Here is a 16,489-nt window from a genome sequence, read left to right on the forward strand (position 1 = left end):
GATTCACACCAAATCATAGATTTGGGTTCTCTACTTAAGAATTTGCTTATAAAATGAGGATTAAGAGATTAGACATGTAAATTTAATTATGATTTTAATGTTACGTTGAAGTATAAAACATATATCAATAATAGCAGAATATTAAGTCTTAATATCTAGGAGTGTGCAGCAGTTAACTCTCATTATAAAAAATGAGAGTCTAGCTATCGGATAAATTTTCTTAAGCTGTAAATAAATTATTGGAGTGTGTTGTAAAAATGATTAGAGATGAAATTAAACTTAATTCAGAAGAAGGAGAGGTTTTTGATAAAAAGCAAATAGCTTTAGCAATTAGAAATTCTACTTTTCAGGATGAGTTAAAATGTTCTTTGTTAGAGGATGGGATATTAGATAAATGCCAAGGATGTAGCTTGAAATATATTTGTGATGAAATAGATCAAGTTGTTGATGATTATGTGGAAAAAACTACAGAGGTTGTGAATAACTTTAGTTTTGAGTAGGTAAATGAAATATTGTATTATAATAAAGCTAACAGCTCTAATGATTAAACTTAGAGCTGTTAGCTTTTTATGCTTAATAATATAATGAAATATTATTAAGTATTTTCATTAAAATGTTTTTCTTTTTTTGAATTGCAGTTGAGTAACACATATTTTTCAAATAAGCATATTCTTTTACGGTATAATTTTTGTAAAATACAAACTCTATAAGTTCAAGTTCCTCTTCGTTTAAATTCTTAAGGGCTAATTTTAAATCCTCATAGTCGCACATCTCACATAATGAAGTTTCAGTTGAGATTTCAAGTTCTGGAAAATCATTTTCTACATCATAATGTAATCCTAATGCATCACTACCTTCAGTAGATCTTCTGGTTTTAGTTCTTTTTATTAAATCACTCATATTATTTTTAATGGCATTAGTAGCATAGGCAACAAATCTATGTTTTTCTGAATTGTACATGGAAACAGATTTAAAAAGTGAATGGTAGCATTCCTGTATAATATCATTAGCATTATATCCATCAATGAAAGTCCTTTTAGAAATATTATAAATAAAAGGTTTAAATTCATAAGCTAATTTTTCTTTTGCTTCTTCATCGTTGTTATTACATCTCGTAACTAAAGTTTCGACATAATCAAAATCCATATAAACCTCCATCTTCAATATAAGAGTTATGAATTAAAGTAATTATTTTACATATATTGTGTTTTGTATTAAATTTACCTCTATATATAGTATATATGGCTAGATTACATATAACTTATATAGGAGTATAAAAATAATTAGATTTATGTTTTTACTTATGTTTTTGATATTGAAGTTCTTGGTTGCAGGAAAGTTCCGTATTGTGGCAAAGCCACTCCTTTTATATGTGCATAGCTGGTTTTTTCATAAGTGTATAACTTATATGGAAAGTAAAAAAATAGAAATTATGGAGAGGATGGTGTAAAAAGTGAGTGATTTTATAATAGCTGTTGGTCATACTGCAAGTGGTAATATTGGATGTGGAGTTGTTGATAGGCTTGATGAGAGCAATTGTACAAGAGAAATCGGAGCTTTAGTTGTAGAGTATTTGCAGCAGAAAGGTTATGGAGTCAATTTGCTTAGGATTGATAAGAGCAATAGCTATAACTGTGAAGATTGTTATGAAAGAGCAAATCAAGCTAATGAAATAGCAAAGACAAAAGATATAAAACTTTATGTAGAAATTCATATTAATGCAGGAGGAGGTAGTGGACCTGAAGTATTAGTATTTGGAAAATCAGAAGCAGCTAATCAATATGCTGCTAAAGTATGCAATGAATTATCAAGTATTCTGAATTTACCTAATAGAGGAGTAAAAACAAGAAACTTAATTGTTCTTAATAAAACTGTTATGCCTGCAATTTTAGTTGAATGTTTGTTTGCTGATAGTGATGATGCAGACAAATATGATCCAGATATTATTGCAAAAGCTATTGTTAATGGACTAGTTAGCTCTGGTAATTCTAGTGATGGTGAATGGAAGGCGGGATGGAACAAAGATGATGTGGGATGGTGGTATTGCACGGATATAGAAAATAAATACTATTATACTTCTCAAAATGGCTGGCAGGAGATTAAGGGGGAGTGGTATATATTTGATGATAGGGGATATGCTTTGCAGAATTGCTGGTACCAGGATAAAAACAATAATGCTTGGTATTACTTAGATGAAAATTGTAAGATGGTTAGGGGAAGTAAAGAAAAGCCTTTGTGGAAGTGGATTGATAATAAGTGCTACGCTTTTGATGAACATGGAAGATGGATAAAATGATATATTGATTTTAGAAAGAGATAAATAGGTTGATTTTTAAGTTTAGTATCTCTTGTTTAAGATAATCATTAAAATATATTAATAATAAATTTTTAAAATATCATCTTAGAAAATTCATAATTATTAAAGAATGCTCATGTCGATATAATATGTCGATAATTCTCTGAATCCTGGAGTTCGTGGATTTAAATTTTACTGTATTTTATAGCCTCTTCGGAGGCTTTATTTTATGCGGTTTTAAGATTTGTCGATTTTATTTCATCATGTAATATCATAAGAAATTAACTGTTTTGTATTGCAGCAGTGCTATTAAAAGTAAAATTTATTTAATTTGTTATATAATAAGTTGGAAATTGGTAAGTGATTAAACATTTGGAAATTTGTACATATTATATATAGAATTAGAAAATAAATATTTAAATTTATGTCCCAAATATTGAATCTATGTCCCAAGATGTAGTATAATAAATTAGGAGGTGACTGATATGAAGAAAAAAAATGTATTAAATTTAATAAAATATTATGCTGAAAAAAATGATGCTGGATTTAGAGATCAAGCGTATGAAATAGCAAGATATTTTGATGGGATTGGAAATTATCAGTTAGCTGAATATATAATGGCACTAATGTCAAATACCAATACTTTTGTTCCTCAAATAAGTGATAGTAATTCTAGTTTCTTTCGAAAAGTAGAGTATGGTACTGATTCGTTACCTTTACCAGAAGTTATTAAAGATGATGTTATTGGAATAGTAAATGCAATTGGCCATAATGCTGGTATTAATAAATTTTTATTTGAAGGCGCACCAGGCACTGGAAAAACTGAAACTGCAAAGCAGATTGCAAGAATATTAGAAAGAGATTTATTTATCGTGGATTTTGATTCTATAATTGATAGTAAACTTGGTCAAACATCTAAAAACATTGCTTCTCTTTTTGAAGAGATTCGTAATTTTTCACATCCTGAAAAATTAATCATTTTATTCGATGAAATTGATGCAATAGCTATTGATAGAATTAATTCAAATGATTTACGTGAAATGGGCAGGGCTACATCATCAGTATTAAAAGGAATGGATTCCCTAAATGAAAATATAGTTTTAATTGCAACAACAAATTTATTTGATGCATTTGATAAAGCTTTGACTAGAAGATTTGATTCGGTTATTGATTTTAATAGATATAAGAGAGAAGATCTAATTGAAATTGGAGAAGCAATATTGAATGAATTGTTATCTAAGTTCAAATTTGCTGGAAGAAATATGAGGTTGTTTAAAAAGATAATTAGTCTTATGGAAACAATACCCTACCCTGGGGAACTTAAAAATCTTTTAAAAACAGTTATTGCTTTTAGTAATCCGAGTAATGAATATGATTATTTAAAAAGATTATATAATAGCGTTAATAAAAAGAATTTAGAAATGGATTTAAAAGAACTTCAAAATGAAGGATTTACAACTAGAGAAATAGAGATATTGACAGGAATTTCTAAAAGTCAAGTTTCTAGAGAATTAAAGGAGTGATTATATGAATGACCTTTTACAATTAAAGGGCACGTTTGAACAAAAATCAAATAATTCAAGGCCTGGATCACCTGAATTGCCGTCTGAAGCAACTGTAAAAGTTGAACACTTGGAAAAGCTTAAAAATGATTTAGAGGCTTTAAAAGAATTTTGGAGTGAAGATACAATTCTTAATGGAGCTCTAGTAAGTGTTTTTTATATAGACGTTATTGCTAAAAGTAGAAGAATATCAGGAACCTTAACAAAGGGCTCTATCACTGCAAATAGTTCTATAGTTGGTGCCAAATTTTCAAAATCAGATAGAATGAAACATATAATTACTCACTATGTGAGTTTGGAAATGTTAAATGAGTCCATAGAAAGATACAAAAAAAGTATAACTGTTTTGAAGAAACAGTTTAATGGTGTTATTGATTGCGAGGATGTTAAGAAATTAAATCAGAAAAAGATATCGTATGACAATAGTTTAATAGCAAAGACAAATTTTTTAAAAATAATTGTTGATGCTCATTATGTTGAAAAATTTTCTATTGTTATGCAAGAAGAGGAATTGAAAGAAAACTCAATTATTACAATTTATAAGACTGATACAGATACAATTGAGCTTATGGATAAAATAGGGATTAATCTTCTTTCTGCAAGATTGATTGATGATACTACAATGTTATTAACACCAGACCAATTAGCAATTTTAAAGCAAAAAGCGCCATATTTGATATCTATGGCTATAAGTGATATTTCAAAATTAACAAAAACAGATTTTGAGAATATCGATAGAGAAACTATTAATATTCCAAGTCCTAAAAATGAACCAACTATTGGTGTTATAGATACAATGTTTGATGAAAATGTATATTTTTCTGAATGGGTTGATTTTAAGAATATGGTTAGCAGTGATATAGAATTATCACAAGATGATTATTTTCATGGAACTGCTGTTTCATCAATTATTGTAGATGGGCCATCAATTAATCCAGATTTAGATGATGGTTGCGGAAGGTTTAAAGTTAGGCATTTTGGTGTAGCGGCTGGAAGATACTTTAGTTCGTTTTCTATTCTGAGAGCTATTAATGAAATTATTAGTTCTAATAAAGATATAAAAGTATGGAATTTATCATTAGGAGCACCTGTAGAAGTTAATCCTAATTTTATATCACCAGAAGCAGCTATCTTAGACAAAATCCAATATGAAAATGATATTATTTTTATCATTGCAGGAACAAATAAAAATTCAATGAATAAAACAGTAGAGGCTATAGGAGCACCAGCTGATTCTATAAACTCACTAGTCGTTAATTCTGTAGACTTTGAAAATAAACCTGCTAAATATTCAAGAAAAGGTCCAGTATTATCTTTTTTTACTAAGCCAGATGTTAGTTATTATGGAGGAGATGGAAATAAAAAAATAAGAGTATGTACATCTATGGGAGAGGCCTTTGTAGCAGGAACTTCATTTGCAGCTCCGTGGATTTCAAGAAAAATGTCTTATTTAATTGATGTTTTAGGATTAAGTAGAGAGGTAGCAAAGGCATTAATAATAAATTCAGCTACTGGATGGCATCCTCAAAAAATATCTTCTTCATTAATTGGACATGGTGTTGTTCCTCAAAAAATTGATGACATATTAAAATCACCTAATGATGAAATTCGTTTTATATTATCAGGAGTATCGGAAAAGTATGATACATATAATTATAATTTGCCTGTTCCAATTGATAAAGAGAAACACCCTTTTATTGCAAAAGCAACTATGTGTTATTTTCCTTACTGTTCAAGGAATCAAGGCGTAGATTATACTAATACAGAACTTGATATATATTTTGGGAGAATTAATGGAAAAGAAATAAAGTCTATAAATAATAATCAACAATGCACAGATGGCAATCATCTATATGAAGGAAATGCACGGAAATTTTATCGAAAGTGGGATAATGTGAAACATATTATAGAGTTTGCCAAAAATAATAAACCTAAAAAGGTGTATGATAAAGGTATCTGGGGAATTAGTATAAAAACAAAAGAACGCCTTGAAGAGAAATTTGGAGATGGAATTAAGTTTGGTATTGTTGTTACGTTGAAAGAAATAAATGGCGTTAATAGAATAGAAGACTTTATTAGAAATTGTTCATTAAGAGGATGGTTAGTGAATAGAGTCGATATTGATAATAGAATTGATATTTATAACATAGCTGAAGAAAATATTGATTTTGATGATGTGTTTTAATTAATATTTTAGTTTAGTGGACAAGCTGGCATTTGGAAAAAATTTAAAATCTTATGAAGAAGAAAAATAGAATTATATAAAATGGGAATATGTGACGAAGCTAATTAAAAATCAACGACTTAGGATAGTTATCATATGAAGAATTGTCAAAAAAATATGAAAAAATGTGAAAGAAAAAATGATAAATATTTAAGATTTACTAAAGTTTTAAAAACAAATAAATTTTAGAAAGATGATAAAATCCCAAAGCAAAAAAGTCTTTGGGATTTTATTGACTTATTTAATATAATAAATTTAATTTGTGGTATAGAATATAAGTATTTTTATTTTATATGTGTATAATTAGGTAATAATACAGATACAATGGCGGGGGAATAATGATGAATTATTTAAGAAATTTATTATTAACATTAACAACAGTAGGAGCGGTATTAAGTTTTTATATAAAAGTATGTAGAGATTTTTTTATAGAAACCATCAAATTAAATTATAAGAATGTTCCAGGTAAGCAGTCAATTTTTGAAATAATTACAATATGGATTATGTATAGTAGCATAATTATATATATAGTTTGGGTTATAGTATTTATATTAACTAAAGGAAGTATGATGAATATAAAGTCTACAGATATAATAACTCAAGATAGAGTAGCATATTTAATTGCTGCAATAATACTTATTCTATTTTTGAATTCATTTTCATGTTTGGTAGTTAGTTTTCATATACTAAGAAAATATTTTATTTATAAATTAGAGAGAAAATGTATAAAACGAGTAAGCAATAAGATGCGATTATGGATTAGGGGGAGCAAAATAACATCATCATTGTTATGTTTGATTGGTATGTTTGTAATAATATATTATCCAATGCTTCAAATGTCGTTATTAAAAGAAGACAGAAATTTTATATTTATAAACACACTTAGCGTAGAAGAAATATCTACATTTGCTACATATGGAATTATAGCGTTTATAAGCTTAACGTTTTTTATAATATTAAATAGTATGGAGGAAATTGCAAAAGCTTTAAATGAAAACTTCACTTACATAATTTTGACGGACACAGAAGAGATAGCATGCAATATTTATTTAGAATATAATGAGTATTATTTAGTATTTAGGAATGGGGTACAGAGATATATAAGTAAAAGTAAAGTTAAAGAAATAAATAAAAGTACTTACTATTATACAGACAAGATTTTAATTTAAAAATATGATAAAGATTACATATAGAAATTTAGGTATTCTTTTGGTATTGTAATAATTTATTCTTTGGTATAAGATAGGTGAAAAAACAAAATGAATTTTAAAGGAGTGATTTTGTGAGCGGGATCATGTATTTGTACGTATCTGATAAAAATGGAGCACATAAAATACCTAAACCAAAGCATTCCCCTTATACATATAGTACAACTTATAAAGCAGTTCCTAGTTTAGCAAATGAAGAAGTATTACTTGTAATATTATGCTATGAAACAGTAAATCGTAAACCTCATGAATTAGACTTTGTATCATTTCATAGAGCCAGATTGGATGAAAAAGGATGTTATATACAGGACAAAGAAGAGATTAATAATTCTTTGATTAATTTTGTTAATTATGATTTTGCAACTTCTGATGAGTTAGCTTTAAGAGATACAATCCCTATACCAGTTGCGCCTAAAAACATACCTACAGAAAACGAAAAAAATGCACTTTATTCATATGTTAAAGAAAATTATCCGAGCTTATGGACTAACTGCCCATATTTAGTAGAGCAGAATGTTAAAAGTATAGAAAATCATCATAATGAATTAAAAGAACTTGTTAAAGAAGCATATAAGAAGAAAATAATATAAAAATATTAAGCAAAATGCAATCTTAAAAGTATAAGAATCTCTCATTTTGAATTTACTATTCAAAATGAGAGATTCTTTGTTATATATAATATGTAATTATAAAATGGATATTTCTATTAACATTCCCTTAAGGGAAAAAATACAGTAAGTTAAAGTAAATTACGATAAAATATAATAATGCTCTAAAGGTGCTAAGCATCAGTATTTCAAAGTATTATAAAATGCAATTTAGTGCAAGCTGTTACCAATACAGAATTCGGCTTCTCTCAATTAATAAAATTTAGATTATATTAAGTTTCTTTAAAAGTTTATAAAGAGTGACAAAATTCTTTATTTTACCACTAACAAGTCTTTTAACAGTAGCTATATTCAGCATACTTAGCATTAGTATATCCCATTTTCTTTTTCTACGCATTAAACTTAATAGTAACATATTTATAGTTTAGTGGTTTATTATTCGTGAGTTTTTAAAAACTTCAATATCTTTAAATTCTAAATAAATACTATAGGAAAATTCAGTTTTTCTAATCATAATTCTTTTTAAAGCAGAATCATAAATATCAAATATTTTAAATAATGAGTATAGATATGGTCTTCATTTCTTTAAACTTCTTACCAAAGTTATTGAATATAAACTAGTAATCTCCAAAGTATTTTGGAGTAATATTAAAGATCTCGCAAATATCTTTAATTGAAATAGAAAACTATTTGGAATGAATTAGAAAGTTAACAGAAAAACTATTTTACTGGCACTAGTAAGAAGTGGTTTTAAATAAAGAGTAAATGTAACTATAATCTAGGTATTAGTAAAGTTGGCAGAAGGTATAATTATAGATAGTGCTCCTTTAATGAATAAGGTATTTAAAAAATATAAATAGCACAAAATGAAAAAAACACAAATGTGTTATTTACATGTATTATTTGGTGTAGTAAAATTGGATTATGAAAAAATGTCTAAATTATAAAATAAGAGAAATTAGGGTAAGAAATAACTTAACAATTCAACAAATGGCAAGTTCACTAGAAATTGCAGCGTCTACACTTGGAATGTATGAGAGAGGGATGCGAAAACCAGATATAGCTGTAATGGCTAGAATAGCAAAGATGCTTAATGTAGATATTAAGTATTTTTATGAAGAAGATTTTGAAATTGACGAAATAGCTTCTAATATTGAGTACTTGCAGGATAGTAAATTAGTTGACGAGGCAAGGAGGCGAGCAAATGGATTTTGCGAATTATGTGAAGCTAGAGCACCGTTTATTTTAGATAACGGAGAACCGTATTTAGAAGTATTTCATATAAAGTCTAGAGGGTATAATAATGAAACAAATGAAATAGTACTACTATGTCCTAATTGTAATAAAAAAGTTGAAATTATAAAAAATCCTGGTGACATAAATTATTTACTTAGAAAGGTGAGGAAAAATACAAAAGATGGATAGATGTGAAATTTTAAAGTTTATAGATGAAATGGAAAAGTATAGACAAGCAGGAGGAAAAAGAAGCCAAAACATTGGAAATATTTTAAAAAGAACTTTAGAAATTAAGGATTTAATAAATGAAAAGTTTGCATTAGTTTTTGTTACAGACAAAGGAATTGGTAAGACTAGCATTATAAATTATTTATTAGATTTATCATATGAAAGAGAAAAGAAATTAAAAAGTGGAAGAAAAACAATTGTATATCAAGATGTTTTAGAAACCGGTGCAGGAGCTACAACAACATCTGAGACAGAAATAGTTCAAGCAGAAAATGATTATTGCGAAATAGAAATAATTCCAGTTGGAAAAGAAGAAATGGAAGAATTATTAAGGGGATTTGCACAGTATATTTTTAAAGAAATATATGCAGAGTTTAAAGGTTATAGCTCAATAGCACCAGAAATATTTAGAGCAATGAGAAACATGACAGGGCTAAAAGAAGTTGATCGTGAAAATGGGGATAAAATAGATTTAGCTAAAGAATTAGCAAAGGGTTATGATATGCATGATTACTTATTGTTTGAAGATGAAATATTTAGAAGAGCTAATTTACAACATAGAATAAAAAACAAATTTATAATTGATAGAGGAAGCGAAGAAAAGAAATCTATTAGAAGCATATTTAATAAAATCAATCTAATGAGTATGGAGGATATTCCATTACCTAAGAAAGTAATTGTAAAGTTATCAAAGGATATATTTGATTTTAATACTCTAGGTTGTATAGATAGGATAATTGACACAAGGGGATTGGAATCAGGAGTAGTGGCGACAGATAGAAAGGATATTAGAGAATTATTTAAAAAAGATAAAAATAAGGTTGTTGTACTAGTAGATAAATTTAACTCTCCATCACAAAGTATAATGAGGTTAGTTGATACGTACATTCAAGAGGGAGATTATGAAACTCAAAATAGAGTTGCATATTTAGTTAATTTTCGAGATGGGGAGCCAGAAAATGTTGTGTCACATTCAGGAAAGACATATTCAGAAATTCGAGGAATAGATATTAAGTGCGAAGATATACATAAGTACATTAAAGGTAATAACATTAATTTGAAATTAGATAATATAATCTTTACAAATCCTAAAAGATTTTTAGATGCTAATGGGAAAATGCCTATATTAGAAGAAGATATAGAAGATTATGGAGATGCTGTATCAGCACGAAAGGCAAAACAAGATATAAGGGAAGAGAAAAAAAGAGAATTATGGGATGACATATATCGAATTACAGAAAACTATAGGAAAGAATTAATTAATGAATTAAGTTTAAAAAGTGAAGAGTTTAAAAGTATTAAAAATAAAGAAATTGAGGAGTTAAATATAGACTTTGAGCAGATTGTAACTTTTATTAATGATTTTAATGTTGATAATAAGAATGTTGAAAATTTCCCATTTACTATTTTCGAGGAATATATATTAAATTGTCATCATAGCACACTTATGGCGTTAAATAACAGACATGGAGTATACAGCAACAGAGATATATATCTAGTAGGAAGTGATAAAATTGAGAAGTTATTTAGAAGTAGTTTGAAGGATATAACATTAAATGTAATTAACTTAATATTAAATCAAGTTTCTACTGAAGAAGAAAAGAAAGTAATTATGATTATCATAAATGATGTTAAGAGATATTGCATAAACTTCATGGATGAAATAAACAGCTTTGCATATGAATATTTGAGAAATAATATTTTTAACAAAGAACAAATTGAATTCTGGAAGAAAACAATTGAGAGATGGGGAAAAGGAAGTCCATATACATTAGATATAGATAGTTACTATAAAGAACAATTAGAAAAAGAGAAATTAGATAAGTACATTAGAGATGCTGCTACTGAATGGATTAGAACATTTAAAAATGGATTAATAGCTGTAATAGAAGAATTCGCATAGAAGGTATATAATAAATATAATAGTAATCAGCTATTGGAATTGGAAGAGCAATAATTTTGGGGTTCTAATTTGTTGATAACAACAGAATCAACAATATAAATACAAAGTATCCTACTAAGCATTGATATATTACTTAATTTAAGAAATGGTCGGAAGAACTAAAAATTCCACCATTCTTCCGACCATCAACAAGATATGCTATATTATTTTAAAATATAATATGTAAAGAAATGATATTTTTAATCTGAGGTTTGATTTATTTCTAATGAGTAATAGATATAATAAAATATTCTAAGTTATGATTTGATAAAACTTTTCAACACACGCCTCACGTTGAAACAGTTGTTAAATTAATTAAACAATAGAGCTGTTTTAACCATGTTTAAATAAAAAAATATAGGCGTTTGTCACTAATTTGCCATCATTTTTTTTTAAGATGGTGGCAAGTTTTTTGCTATATTTTCAAATATATTAACAGTCTCTTCTTATACCTTATGAAGAATATAAGAAGGTACTACCATAATAAAAATGAGAAGAGACATTAATGTGATGTTTCTTCTCATTTTTAAATTTATACATCATAAGCACAAAGAAGCTTCTATTTATGCTCTGATTTATCATGATCAATTAGTATATCTATTGTTAGTTGAATATGCGCATTAAAAAGATCTATTGCATGATTGATATCACGATCGAGTGCAGCTTGCATTAATGCTTTATGTTCATTAGCAATAGGTCGATTGCTGTCACGGGGAACGGACCAGTTTCTGTAAAGTTCGCTCATATTCCATAAACGATCACAGATATCTAGCAATATTTGATTATCACAAGCTTCAATTAATGAGCGGTGGAAGTTACTATGTATTAAAGACCAATCATCATTTATACGAGTTTTATCATTTGAAGAATATTCTGGAGTTTGTTCTAGTTGGTGATGAAGGGCTATTATATTCGATTCCCATAAAACATCGCCTTTGGAAATAGATTGTCTTAAAGCTGCTCCTTCGTTAATGCTACGTGCTTCAATAATGTCTTCTAAATCAGACTTGGAAAGTGTCATTACAGTAAACCCATAGTTTGGACTTTGCTTAGCTAGTCCCTGAGCTGCTAAACGTGTTAATGCTTCACGCACAACAGCAATGGACACGTCAAAACGTATCTTTAATTCTCCAGGTAGCAGAGGTGATCCAGGAGAAAGGTGACCAGATAATATATCAGTACGAAGTTCAGAAAAAACACTTTCGGTTAAGGTTAATGATCCATTTCGTCTTGCCATAATTTATAAACCATCCTTTTGAATAAAAAATATTGATTTCAAATATAAAATAAATCATATAGTAAGTATTACATATTTATTCTAGAGATAAGATCTATATTATATTTGGTAATTTCATTAAATCTTTTATAGTATACACAATATTTACTTAAAAGTCGATTATCAATCCAGAATCGATTTTGATTGACTAAATCGATTTAAGAAAGTATACTAATTATAACAATATGAATATTGCAACCTTTAGTTGCGATTAATGTAAGTTAGGAGGAAAAAATATGAGTAAAGATTTTTTTGCAAAGTTACCAAAGGTAGCAAGTTTTAAAGTTACAAGTAAAGATGTTAAAGATGGAGGCGCATTTGCGTTATCTCAATATTCGGGAATATTTGGTATAGAGGGAGGAAAAGATATCTCGCCACAATTATCTTGGTCTGGAGCACCAGAAGGAACAAAAAGTTTTGCAGTGACTATATATGATTTAGATGCACCAACTGGTGCGGGATTCTGGCACTGGGTAATTGCTAATATCCCTGCAAATGTTACTGAATTAGAAACAGGAGCTGGAGAGGCAGATAGTATAGCACTGCCAAAAGGAGCATTTCAACTTCCTAATGACGCGCGTGATGCAAGATATATAGGAGCTGCTCCACCAGCAGGACATGGACAACATACATATGTAATTGTTGTTTATGCATTAGATGTTGAAGATATAGATATACCTGCTGATTCAACACCAACATTCCTTGGATTTAATATGGGAGGTCATACTCTTGCCCGTGCAGTTATGACCGCAACAGCAGAATTATAATATAAAAGTTATAATAGCCCAAATTATTATAAAAAATAAGGTGATGAGAAAAATGAAGTTAGTTAATTTTAAGTTTGGAGAAGAAATACGTTTAGGAATTAAAGTTGAGCAAGGTATCATAGATGTAGAAAAAACAGCAACTATTAATTCCTTTGATGTACCTACCACTATGGAAAAAGTAATTGAAAATGCAGAAAGAGGCTTATCACAATTAGAAGGTTTAATAAAGAAGAAAGTAGAAATCATACCAGAAGAGCAAATAATTTATGCGCCATGTGTAAATAATCCTGAAAAGATACTTTGTGTTGGATTAAATTACTTAAGTCATAAAGAAGAATGCAATATGGTTACTCCTGAGTTCCCAGTTTTGTTTAGTAAATTTAATAATGCATTAGCTGCTCATGATCAAATGATTAAACTTCCTAAATTAGCAGAGAAATTTGATTATGAAGCAGAACTAGTTATTGTTATAGGAAAAGAAGCTAAGTATGTTTCTAAAGAAGATGCGCTTTCTTATGTTTTTGGATACACTGTTGGAAATGATATAAGTGCTCGTGATCTTCAATTGCGTACAGAACAGTGGTTGTTAGGTAAAACCTGTGATGATTTTGCACCAATTGGTCCATATTTGATAACGGCTGATGAAGTAAATCCAAATAATCTAGACATAAAATGTGAAGTAAATGGAGAAATTCGCCAGTCTGCAAATACCAAAGATATGATCTTTGATTGTGCAACAATTGTAAGTTATATTTCTCAACATTTAACATTGAAGCCAGGAGATATTATTTTCACTGGAACACCTAGTGGAGTAATTTTAGGTTATCCGGAAGCTGAACAATGTTGGCTAAAGTCTGGAGATAAAATTAAGATTTCAATTGAAAAGTTAGGTGCTTTAGTAAATGTTCTAGAATAGTTGCTGTTTCTTGTAAATTTAAAAGTTAAATTATAACGATAATAATAATACTGATGTGGTAATGCCCATCAGTACTATTTTTGGGCTCATAATTTGTTGTTGAGCTGATGCAATAAAATATCATATATAAAAATAATTATGAAATAAAAACAAGGATTATTTTGAAGGAATATGAAGCTTTAAGCATTTCATTTCTATTTCAGTAAGGTTATTAAAGTGGTAAATATTAGAGTGCGGTAATCATATAATTACAGATAATAATATAGAGCTACATAAGAAAATTTAATAATAATACTTTAAATAATAAAAGAAGAGTAGTTTTTTATCTACTCTCCTATTAAAAACATGTAAATCTCTAATTAAAAGTTAAATACTGTACTCCAATCAAATTTTCCTGATTCCTCAACATTTTTAGGCCAGTTGGAACACCATTTAGGTACTAATGGATTTTCTACTCTATCAAGGCTTGGAATGTATGGTTTAATATCTAAAACATGGCTGCCATTATCAGCATCAATATGCGCTAAACCAATAATTCCATTTTGAAAATCAACATAAGTAATATAACTACAAGTTAGTGCAATAGGGTTTGGACGTTCTGGAGAACGTGTTGCAAAAGTTCCTAACGACTCCGGTGCATTTTTGTAAGGACTTTTCTCAATAAGTTTTGTTCTGGAGTTGGAATTGTTGCATTTATCAAACCACCAGAAAACATTAATGTATCTGAAGTCATCCAGATTAGTAAGCGCAGGAATATACTCTTTGCCTAATGCTAGCCTAGTTCCTTTATCATCTACATGGATTCTACCAATTGACGTTAAATTAAATTGTTCCATAAATAAATCTCCTTATTCCCAATTATATTTACGGCGCCGTTAATATTAGTATACTGATATAATTTAACACTACAAGTTTTTTTGAAAAAATTAAAAGTATATTTATAGTGCCTATAAAACATTTGATACTTTGGATCAGTTTCAATATAATCATAGTTCATTCAAGACTTTTGAATTAAAGAACTTAATTCAAGAAACAATTTATTTGGGAGAGAAATATCTAGGAATACTTCCAAAGATAAAGAAAGCACAGTTACAATTTTATTACTTTAGTCAGAACAGTATTTGTGTTTGTCGGCGCGTTTTTTCAATATCTCTTTTTGGCGGGTTACCAAAAAAGTTCGAGTAATCACGACTAAATTGTGAATCACTGATATACCCTACCATATGGCAGGCGGTCGTCGCATCCATTTGAGAGGATAACATTAAATGCCTTGCTTCGTGTAGACGCAGTGCTTTTTGATATTGCAGGGGGCTCATATTAGTCAATAACTTAAAATGACGGTGAAATGCGGATGTACTCATGTTTGAAAGTTCCGCAAGAGTCGCAATTTTTATTGGCTGGGAAAAATTCTCACGCAGCCAGGAAATTTCTTTTGTAACCTGCTGCGATTCAGAATTTGAAAGACCAATTTCAGCAACATGATCACCGATGGGACTGCAAAGTAGGCGTATTAAAATCTCATCAATGATGAGAGGCACAAGAAGCTTTGCGTCTTTGGGGTTTTTCAATAATTGTAGAAGCCTCGAAAAAGCATTCACAATATTTATGTCAATATCAGTGAAATAATTAATATTTCTTTTTTGTGTTTCAGGTAAGCCATGTGGATACACTTTGGGGATAAGTGAAGCTATTCTTTCAGGATTGAGATCGAGTCTGATACCAAGATAAGGTTTTGAAGGGCTAGCTTCTGTAGTATGAAGAGTAATTGGCATAGCAATGGGAACAATATGCATATGTGTTCCGTCATTTTGATATATTTCGTGTCCGATTGTAACGAGAGTGATACCTTGTAGTGCAATACCTAAAGACGGCAAGTAAAAGCTTTTAACGTTATTAACGTTAGGATGGGAAATTCGACCTAAGTGCAGACCAGGTATATTAAGCTGAAAGCCACCATCTTTAGGAGCATAATCTTTTATTAAATGTGCCAGCCGATTCATTTCAAATGAAAGTTCATCCTTGACATTATCTAGAATTGAGCCCGATAAATTCTCATCCTTTATAGTCATCTTTAATAATTACCTCCTTGGCATGCTATTTAAATGTGAATATAATTTTCATACTTTTTAAGTATACCATGATAGGATTAAAAAACATATAAATCGAATACACTATTATTCATAAAGTAGGATTAGGCAAAAAAACAAACTTTAATAGGCAACTTTA

General features: G+C 28.9%; 14 protein-coding genes. 10 read left to right on the forward strand and 4 right to left on the reverse strand.

Translation table 11 applies throughout. The features are described from left to right. Positions 1 to 257: 257 nt before the first annotated feature. A complete protein-coding gene (locus COL3_RS00805) occupies positions 258 to 500 on the forward strand; it encodes a hypothetical protein (protein ID WP_008419136.1) in 243 nt (80 codons plus the stop codon). 73 nt (positions 501 to 573) lie between these two features. Here the strand turns inward: COL3_RS00805 and COL3_RS00810 are convergent, their stop codons facing one another. Continuing rightward, positions 574 to 1,146 carry a sigma-70 family RNA polymerase sigma factor gene (locus COL3_RS00810; RefSeq protein WP_008419134.1) on the reverse strand — a complete coding sequence of 191 codons (573 nt, stop codon included), beginning with the start codon at positions 1,144 to 1,146 and terminating at the stop codon, positions 574 to 576. Between the two features lie 307 nt (positions 1,147 to 1,453). On the opposite strand from COL3_RS00810, the gene COL3_RS00815 reads away from it, so the two are divergent. From COL3_RS00815 to COL3_RS00845, 7 genes are all read left to right on the forward strand, one after another. After that, positions 1,454 to 2,296 carry an N-acetylmuramoyl-L-alanine amidase gene (locus COL3_RS00815; protein ID WP_008419132.1) on the forward strand — a complete coding sequence of 281 codons (843 nt, stop codon included), beginning with the start codon at positions 1,454 to 1,456 and terminating at the stop codon, positions 2,294 to 2,296. Between the two features lie 485 nt (positions 2,297 to 2,781). Beyond that, on the forward strand, positions 2,782 to 3,819 hold the full coding sequence (locus COL3_RS00820) for an ATP-binding protein (RefSeq protein ID WP_008419130.1): 1,038 nt from the start codon (positions 2,782 to 2,784) through the stop codon (positions 3,817 to 3,819). A 4-nt stretch (positions 3,820 to 3,823) separates the two neighbouring features. Then, positions 3,824 to 6,043 carry a S8 family peptidase gene (locus COL3_RS00825; RefSeq protein ID WP_008419127.1) on the forward strand — a complete coding sequence of 740 codons (2,220 nt, stop codon included), beginning with the start codon at positions 3,824 to 3,826 and terminating at the stop codon, positions 6,041 to 6,043. A gap of 380 nt (positions 6,044 to 6,423) precedes the next feature. After that, positions 6,424 to 7,251, forward strand: coding sequence for a hypothetical protein (locus COL3_RS00830; protein ID WP_035282335.1), 828 nt, complete (start codon positions 6,424 to 6,426; stop codon positions 7,249 to 7,251). 113 nt (positions 7,252 to 7,364) lie between these two features. Further along, positions 7,365 to 7,880 carry a hypothetical protein gene (locus COL3_RS00835; protein WP_008419123.1) on the forward strand — a complete coding sequence of 172 codons (516 nt, stop codon included), beginning with the start codon at positions 7,365 to 7,367 and terminating at the stop codon, positions 7,878 to 7,880. A 942-nt stretch (positions 7,881 to 8,822) separates the two neighbouring features. Then, positions 8,823 to 9,323: a helix-turn-helix domain-containing protein gene (locus COL3_RS00840; RefSeq protein ID WP_008419120.1), complete on the forward strand. Its 501-nt coding sequence runs from the start codon at positions 8,823 to 8,825 to the stop codon at positions 9,321 to 9,323. Continuing rightward, positions 9,316 to 11,265 (forward strand): hypothetical protein, encoded by a 1,950-nt coding sequence (locus COL3_RS00845; RefSeq protein WP_008419119.1) that lies wholly within the window; start codon positions 9,316 to 9,318, stop codon positions 11,263 to 11,265. The genes COL3_RS00840 and COL3_RS00845 overlap by 8 nt, the downstream gene beginning before the upstream one ends. Before the next feature lie 598 nt (positions 11,266 to 11,863). On the opposite strand, the gene COL3_RS00850 is transcribed toward COL3_RS00845, so the two are convergent. Continuing rightward, positions 11,864 to 12,541, reverse strand: a complete 678-nt coding sequence (locus COL3_RS00850; protein ID WP_008419117.1) for a GntR family transcriptional regulator — start codon at positions 12,539 to 12,541, stop codon at positions 11,864 to 11,866. A 275-nt stretch (positions 12,542 to 12,816) separates the two neighbouring features. Between COL3_RS00850 and COL3_RS00855 the strand changes: the two genes are divergently transcribed. Both COL3_RS00855 and COL3_RS00860 read left to right on the forward strand, forming a co-directional pair. Then, entirely contained in the window at positions 12,817 to 13,347 is a 531-nt protein-coding gene (locus COL3_RS00855) for a YbhB/YbcL family Raf kinase inhibitor-like protein (protein WP_008419115.1), read from the forward strand. A gap of 52 nt (positions 13,348 to 13,399) precedes the next feature. Then, the gene (locus tag COL3_RS00860) at positions 13,400 to 14,263 is read left to right on the forward strand and encodes a fumarylacetoacetate hydrolase family protein (protein ID WP_008419114.1); all 864 of its coding nucleotides are present in this window, start codon (positions 13,400 to 13,402) and stop codon (positions 14,261 to 14,263) included. A 359-nt stretch (positions 14,264 to 14,622) separates the two neighbouring features. On the opposite strand, the gene COL3_RS00865 is transcribed toward COL3_RS00860, so the two are convergent. Then, complete coding sequence (locus tag COL3_RS00865; protein ID WP_008419112.1) at positions 14,623 to 15,099, reverse strand: TrmO family methyltransferase; 477 nt, start codon at positions 15,097 to 15,099, stop codon at positions 14,623 to 14,625. Between the two features lie 273 nt (positions 15,100 to 15,372). Then, positions 15,373 to 16,332 carry an AraC family transcriptional regulator gene (locus tag COL3_RS00870; protein WP_008419110.1) on the reverse strand — a complete coding sequence of 320 codons (960 nt, stop codon included), beginning with the start codon at positions 16,330 to 16,332 and terminating at the stop codon, positions 15,373 to 15,375. Positions 16,333 to 16,489 lie beyond the last annotated feature (157 nt).

The sequence above is a fragment of the Clostridium sp. LS genome (assembly GCF_002760435.1).
In the GTDB taxonomy this organism is placed as follows: Bacteria; Bacillota; Clostridia; order Clostridiales; family Clostridiaceae; genus Clostridium.